The sequence below is a fragment of the Phenylobacterium sp. genome (assembly GCF_036402295.1).
Taxonomy (GTDB): domain Bacteria; phylum Pseudomonadota; class Alphaproteobacteria; order Caulobacterales; family Caulobacteraceae; genus Phenylobacterium.
This window is the reverse complement of sequence record NZ_DASWTE010000120.1, coordinates 1-6,675: the sequence shown is the minus strand read 5'-3', so window position 1 is coordinate 6,675 and position 6,675 is coordinate 1. Positions and strand designations below refer to the sequence as shown.

General features: G+C 71.1%; 7 protein-coding genes. 5 read left to right on the top strand and 2 right to left on the bottom strand.

Annotated features, from left to right (window positions below; translation table 11 throughout):
- Window positions 1-462 (top strand): N-acetyltransferase (locus VGD44_RS07540; RefSeq protein WP_331085487.1); only part of this gene is annotated, 462 nt, incomplete at its 5' end.
- Here the strand turns inward: VGD44_RS07540 and VGD44_RS07535 are convergent.
- Both VGD44_RS07535 and VGD44_RS07530 read right to left on the bottom strand, forming a co-directional pair.
- On the bottom strand, window positions 451-843 hold the full coding sequence (locus VGD44_RS07535) for a VOC family protein (RefSeq protein WP_331085485.1): 393 nt from the start codon (window positions 841-843) through the stop codon (window positions 451-453). The two genes, VGD44_RS07540 and VGD44_RS07535, sit on opposite strands and share 12 nt — an antisense overlap.
- Window positions 844-909: 66 nt before the next feature.
- Window positions 910-2,055, bottom strand: a complete 1,146-nt coding sequence (locus VGD44_RS07530; protein WP_331085483.1) for a cell wall hydrolase — start codon at window positions 2,053-2,055, stop codon at window positions 910-912.
- A 269-nt stretch (window positions 2,056-2,324) separates the two neighbouring features.
- Between VGD44_RS07530 and VGD44_RS07525 the strand changes: the two genes are divergently transcribed.
- The 4 genes from VGD44_RS07525 to VGD44_RS07510 form a co-directional block, all read left to right on the top strand.
- On the top strand, window positions 2,325-4,307 hold the full coding sequence (locus VGD44_RS07525; RefSeq protein ID WP_331085481.1) for a hybrid sensor histidine kinase/response regulator: 1,983 nt from the start codon (window positions 2,325-2,327) through the stop codon (window positions 4,305-4,307).
- Between the two features lie 149 nt (window positions 4,308-4,456).
- A complete protein-coding gene (gene nadA / locus VGD44_RS07520; protein ID WP_331085479.1) occupies window positions 4,457-5,542 on the top strand; it encodes a quinolinate synthase NadA in 1,086 nt (361 codons plus the stop codon).
- A 1-nt stretch (window position 5,543) separates the two neighbouring features.
- The gene (locus tag VGD44_RS07515) at window positions 5,544-6,002 is read left to right on the top strand and encodes a hypothetical protein (protein ID WP_331085478.1); all 459 of its coding nucleotides are present in this window, start codon (window positions 5,544-5,546) and stop codon (window positions 6,000-6,002) included.
- On the top strand, window positions 5,995-6,675 hold a 681-nt coding region (locus VGD44_RS07510), incomplete at its 3' end, for an FAD-binding protein (protein WP_331085476.1). The genes VGD44_RS07515 and VGD44_RS07510, both read left to right, overlap by 8 nt.

Below are 6,675 nucleotides of genomic sequence, written 5' to 3'. Positions count from 1 at the left end.
CACGTCGCCATCGCCGAGGTCAACGACCTCGCCTTCGGCCAGCCCGACGAGGCGCGGCTGATCGAGCGGCTGCGCGCCGACGGCGACGTGCTGTTCGAGCTGGTGGCCATCGAGGACGGCCAGGTCGTGGGCCACATCCTTTTCAGCCGCCTGTTCGCCGACCGCGCGGAAATGTTCGCGGCGCTGGCGCCAGTGGCCGTGCGGCCGAGCCTACAGCGCGCCGGCACGGGCTCGGCCCTGGTCCGCGCCGGGCTGGAGAGCTGCAAGGAGTTCGGCGCCCACGGTGTCCTGGTGCTGGGCCACCGCGACTACTACCCGCGCTTCGGCTTCAGCGCCGAGACGGCAGCCCTGGTCGTGGCGCCGTATTCGGGCAGCCCGTCCTTCATGGCCATCGCGCTGGAGAAAGGCGCCTTCGACGCCCCGCTGAGCGTGGCTTATCCAGAGGCGTTCTCAGGGGGCTGAGGGGGTCCACCCTTTCGGCGCTTCCATCATCAGCGCCAGCACGTGTTCGTCGGGATCGCGGAAGAAGGTCATCCAGAGGTCGTGGTCATCCATTGGCGCGATGAGGTGGATCTGGTCCGCGAAGACCACGCCCCGGCCCTCCAGTTCGCGCCGCGCCAGCCCGATGTCGGCCACGCGGAAGTAGATCGGCCCGCCCAGCTTCGGCGCATCGGCCGGCGCCTGGTCCAGCAACAGCCGAAGGCCCGCGCAGTCGAAGAATACCAGCCCGCCGAACCGGAACAGTTTCCTCAGGCCCAGCACCCCGCCGTAAAAGGCCTCCGACCGGTCAGCATCGGCCACGCCGAGCGCGATCTGGCCCACCGGGCCCAGGCTGAACGCCATCGTCCGTCTCCGCGTCGTCTGCAGCGAGGCTTGCGAGCGTTGCGCCGGCTCGCCAGGCCGTCAACGTCAGACGGCGGGCGACGCCGCCACGGTGGCTGCCGCGGGCGCGCCCGAGGCGGCCGCGGCCGCCGCAGGCTTGGCGTCCATCGAGCGTTCCAGCGCCTCCAGGCTCTGGTTGATGCGCTTGACCTCGTCCGGCGTCGGCGCGCGACGCGTGGACATCAGCACACCCATCACCCGCGTGCGCTCGCCCCCGGGCGCGGTCGGATCGACCACGCTGTAGGTCCGCACCTCGCCGGCCACGGCCAGGGTGATCTTGCGCTCGGCCGGGATCCCTTGCGCCTCGGGCGACAGCACGCCGCCCTGGGTGCGGGCGTCCAGCGCGCCCAGTACGGCCGGCGACAGATAGGCCTCGCCGCCGACGTAGCGGCCGGTGAACGCGGCGGGTTCACCCCAGGGACCGGTCCAGCGATAGAAGATGTGCTGGCCCACCTGGGTCATCTTCACCAGCGTCGGCGCCCAGTACGGCGCCACGTATTGCGCGTGGTAGTGCGTGGCCGAGCCCACGGTCTTGTCCACGTAGCCGGCCAGCGCGCGCGCCGCGACGCCCTTGGCCCGGCTCCACAACGCCGCCTGCGGCGCCCAGCGCAGCGAGCCGTCGCAGGTGAAGGTGAACTGGCAGCCGGTCGTCCGCGCCGCGCCCTGGTAGACCACGCCGCACACCGACTTCGGATAGGCCGGGTGGCGCACGCGGTTCAGCACGACCTGGGCGACTCCCTCCTGGCCCAGCTGCGGCTCGCGCGCGGCCTCGTAGTAGACGGCCTGGGAGAGGCACTCGAGGGCTTTGCGGTACTCGGGGCTGGTCGATGCCAGGAAGAACGGCCTCATCGGCCGGATCGGCAGCTTCGAGAAGCCGCGCAGCGCATTCAGCTCCTCGGCCGTCTCGCCCTGGGCGTCGCCGGTGAAGCCCAGGTTCGGCACGTTGTTCAGGTCCAGCCGTTCCCAGCCCTGTGGCCGCGACCAGAGGTCGGGGGTGCGCACGCCGGGATCGTGGCGGATCGCCAGGGCCCGCATCGACGGGTCCATACTGTAGGCGAGCAGCCGCAGGCCGCGGTTCGACATGTCGGCGGAGGCGACCTTCGCGACGTCGCGTGTCGCCACGCCGCTGCCTGGCGGCGCGCAGGCGGGCCCGGCCACGGCGGCGGCCAGCACCGCAGCGGCCCCGATCTTCGCCCACGCGGGACGAAGCCTATCCCTCCAACTCGCCTTCAGGGACTTACCCCTCCTGACTGACCAAGCCCGTGCATATAGGGACAAACCGGCGGTATTTGGACCGTCGCCGGCAAAAATCGTGCAAGTCCACCCGGTTCTCCGCAGGGCGGACATCTCGTACCCACCGGTGTCATCGGTGTTGCGCGGCCTTCGGACGCAGCCCATCCTCGGTTGCGGCCCGTTCGGGCCGGGGGTGCTAAGCCAAGACTATGACGCCGGCGCTCTGGCCGCTTCGGCTCGTCCCGCGACGATCCCCCAGCTTCCTCACGGGGCTGGGCATCAGCGGTGCGGCCCTGGCGGTGGCGGTGGCGGCGCGGCTCATCATCCTCGGCGTCGACAAGGGCCTGGGCTTCTCGGTCACCTACTTCCCGGCGCTGATCGTGACCACCATCTTCGCCGGCCCCCGCTGGGGCTGGGCCTCGCTGGCCGCCGCCGTCGGCCTGCACCTCATCTCGCCCAACGGCTTCATCGCGGCCTCCGACTACCTGGGGCTGCTCGCCCTGTTCCTGATCTCGGGCGCGGCGACGCTCATCGTCTCCGCCGCCTTCCGCAATGCGCTCCTGCGCCTGGAGGACGCCGCCGCCGCCCAGGTCGCCGTCCAGCGCACGCTGGAGGTCACAGAGTCCCGCTTCCGCACTCTGGCCGACAGCGCGCCGATCCTGATGTGGGTCACCCGCACCGACGGCAAGCGCGAGTTCGCCAACAAGGCCTATGTCGACTTCCTGAACGTCCCCTACCAGGAGGCGATCGACTTCGACTGGCGCCGCGTCCTGCACCCCGACGACATGGCCCGCATCCTCCAGGAACAGGTGGTCGGCGAGGGCTCGCGCCAGCTCTTCACGCTCGAGGCGCGCTACCGCCGCTACGACGGCGAGTACCGCTGGATCCGCTCGGTGTCGCAGCCGCGCTGGGGACCCGACGGATCGTTCGCCGGCTTCGTGGGCGTCGGCTACGACATCTCCGAGGCCAAGCGCGCCCAGGAGGACCTCAAGCGGATCAACGACCTCCTGGCCGAACGGGTCGAGGCCGCGCTGACCGAGCGCGACGAGGCGGAAGCCGCCCTGCAGCGCGCCCAGAAGCTAGAGGCCGTCGGTCAGCTCACCGGCGGCGTGGCGCACGACTTCAACAACCTGCTCACTGTCGTCATCGGCGCGCTCGACCTGATGCAGCGCCATCCCGACGACGCCGCCCGTCGCGAACGGATGATCGAGGCGGCGCAGGGCGCGGCCCGGCGGGGTGAACGGCTGACCCAGCAGCTCCTGGCGTTCTCGCGCCGCCAGGCGTTGAAGCCGGAGCCGGTGCACGTGGACGCCCTGCTCAAGGACGCCGAACCCCTGCTCCGCCGCGCTGTTGGCGAGGCCGTCACCCTCATCGTCGCCCCCTCGGCGCGCGACGCCGTGGTCCACCTCGATCCCAGCCAGTTCGAGGCGGCAGTCATGAATCTGGTGGTCAACGCCCGCGACGCCACGCCCGCCGGCGGCATGATCCGGATCGAGACGCTCTGCGTGGACGTCAAGGACCGCCAGATCGAGGGCCTGGAGGCCGGCCACTACCTGTGCGTTGCCGTACACGATACCGGCGCCGGCATGGACGCCGACACCATCGCCCGCGCCTTCGAGCCGTTCTTCACCACCAAGGCGCCTGGGCGCGGCACAGGACTCGGCCTCTCCCAGGTCTATGGTTTCGCCCGCCAGAGCGGCGGGGCCGCCACTATCGACAGCGCGCCGGCGAAGGGCTCAACGGTCTGCATGTACCTCCCCCGCATCGCCGCCGATCCGGCGTCGGAGGCGGCCCCGGCCGAGGCCGCGAAGGTCCAGCGCGGGCCGAAGCTCAAGGTCCTGCTGGTCGAGGACGACGCCCAGGTGGCTGAGCTGGTCGACGCGATGCTGGGCGAGCTGGGCCACGAGGTGATCCGCGGCGAGCACGCCGAGGCGGCGCTGGCGATCCTCAACGCCGGCGAGCCGGTCGACCTCATGCTGACCGACCTGATCATGCCCGGCGACAAGTCGGGCGTTGAGCTGGCGCGCGAGGCCGTCCGCCTGCGCCCGCGCCTGCCGATCATCCTGTCGTCGGGATACACCGGCGAGGTGCTCACCGCGGCCGAGCACACGCCCTGGCCTTTGCTGCGCAAGCCTTATGGCCCCGAGCAGCTGGCGAGCGCCATCGCCGAGCTCACGTCCGCCAAGACCTGAGTCGCGGAACTTCGAAATCCCTCTTGCGCGTCGCTACGTCATCCTTATATGGTGGTTATGCTCCAAATGAGCAAAAGCGCCCGAGCCCGTAAGCCGCGGCGCCTTTTCTAGGCCTGAGAAATGCTCACTTTGAGCATAAGGAGGGATCCATGGCCGCCGACGGATTCCAGTTCGCGTTCACCCCTGCCGTCGAAGCCCAGACCGCTCCCGCATGGGAGAAGGTCAAGCGGCACGTCACGCCCATGGAATGGCGCCTCCACGCCCCGCTGATCGCCGAGATCAACCGGCTGAAGCGCGAGAAGAACGCGGTCATCCTCGCCCACAACTACATGACGCCCGAGATCTTCCACGGCGTCGGCGATTACGTGGGCGACAGCCTGGGCCTGGCCAAGGAAGCCGCCCGCTCGAACGCCAGGGTGATCGTGCAGGCCGGCGTACACTTCATGGCCGAGACCTCGAAGATCCTGTCGCCGGAGAAGCGCGTCCTGATCCCGGACCTGCGCGCCGGCTGCTCGCTCGCAAGCTCGATCACGGGCGCCGACGTGCGCCTGATCAAGCAGCGCTACCCGGGCCTGCCGGTGGTCACCTACGTGAATACCACCGCCGACGTGAAGGCCGAGACCGACATCTGCTGCACCAGCGCCAACGCCGTGCAGGTGGTGGAGGAGGCTGCACGCTTGTGGGGCGTCGACCGGGTGATCATGATCCCCGACGAGTTCCTGGCCCGCAACGTGGCGCGCCAGACCGACATCAAGATCATCGCCTGGAAGGGCCGCTGCGAGGTGCACGAGCGCTTCACGGCCGCCGACATCCTGGAGATCAGGGAGGCCTATCCCGACGCCGAGGTCCTGGCGCACCCCGAGTGCCCGGCCGAGGTGCTGGAAGTGTCGGACTTCGCCGGCTCGACCGCCGCGATGAACGACTACGTGATCCAGCGGAAGCCGAAGCGCGTGGTGCTGATCACCGAGTGCTCGATGGCCGACAACGTCGCCGCCGACGCGGTGGACACCGAGTTCGTGCGGCCCTGCAACCTGTGCCCGCACATGAAGATGATCACGCTGGAGAACATCTACGAGTCGCTGCTGCACGACCGCCACGAGGTCACCGTCGATCCGGCGATCGCCGAGCGCGCGCGGCTGGCTGTCCAGCGCATGGTCGACCTGCCCCCGCCGTCGCGGCCCGCCCGCTACGACCTCGTGAAGGCCCGCCACCACGTCGACGTGGAGCTGATCTGACGTGACCTACGACCCGGTCATCGCGACCGTGGCGGCCCAGCCCATCGCGGCTGTCACGGCCCGGCTTCGCCCCGAGCACCTCGGCCACGTGGTGTTCAACGCCCTGGACTCGGTCCACGCGGCGCTGCGCGCCGGCGACTACGGTCCCTACTGGGGCGACGTGGTCCTGTGCGAAGGCGAGGACGACGGCGTGCTCGACCTGCGCATCGGCGTGGGCGTGGCCCGGCCGTTCCCGGGCCTCGGCAAGGTCGGGGCGTGGACCACGCCCGACGGCGAGGCGGTCCAGGTCACGCACCTGGGCGCCTACTCCGAGCGCAACCTCGCCCACGAAGCCGCCCGCGACGCCGCTGCACGCCTGGGCCGCCGCCTGACCGGCGTACACTGGGAAGTCCACGGCCCGTTCAATCTCGAAGCGCGCACGCGCCCCACCGACGTCTTCTACGAGGCAACCCATGCCTGAGCGTCTCTCCCATGACGGCGTGATCGTCGTCGGCGCGGGCCTGGCCGGCCTCGCCGCCGCCATGGCCGCCGCGCCCACCCGGGTGCTGCTCGTCTCCGACGCGCCGCTGAACAGCGGCTGCTCCTCGGCCTGGGCCCAGGGCGGCGTCGCCGCCGCGCTCAGCGCCGACGACGCGCCCGAACTGCACGCCGCCGACACCATCGCCGCCGGCGCGGGCCTCGTCGCGCCCGAGGTCGCCCGCCTGCTCGCCGCGGAAGGCCCCGCCGCCGTCCGCTGGATGGCGGCCCTCGGCGCGCCGTTCGACCGCACGCCCGCCGGCGACTTCGCCCAGAGCCTCGAGGCCGCGCATTCCCGCGCCCGCGTCGCCCGTGTGAGGGGCGACCAGGCCGGCCGCGCGATCATGCAGGCGGTGACAGTCGCAGCGCTCGCCTCGCCGCACATCGAGCTTCGCACAGGCGCTAAGCTCGCGGGCCTGCTGCAGGACGCGACCGGCCGCGTGCGCGGCGTCACCGTCCGGCAAGGCGCCGAGCTCCTCGAGATCACCGCCCGCGCGGTGATCCTCGCCACCGGCGGCATCGGCGGCCTCTACGCCGTCACCACCACGCCGGCCGAGCTGAAGGGCGAGGGCCTGGCCCTGGCCGCCCTGGCCGGCGCCACCATCGCCGACCCCGAG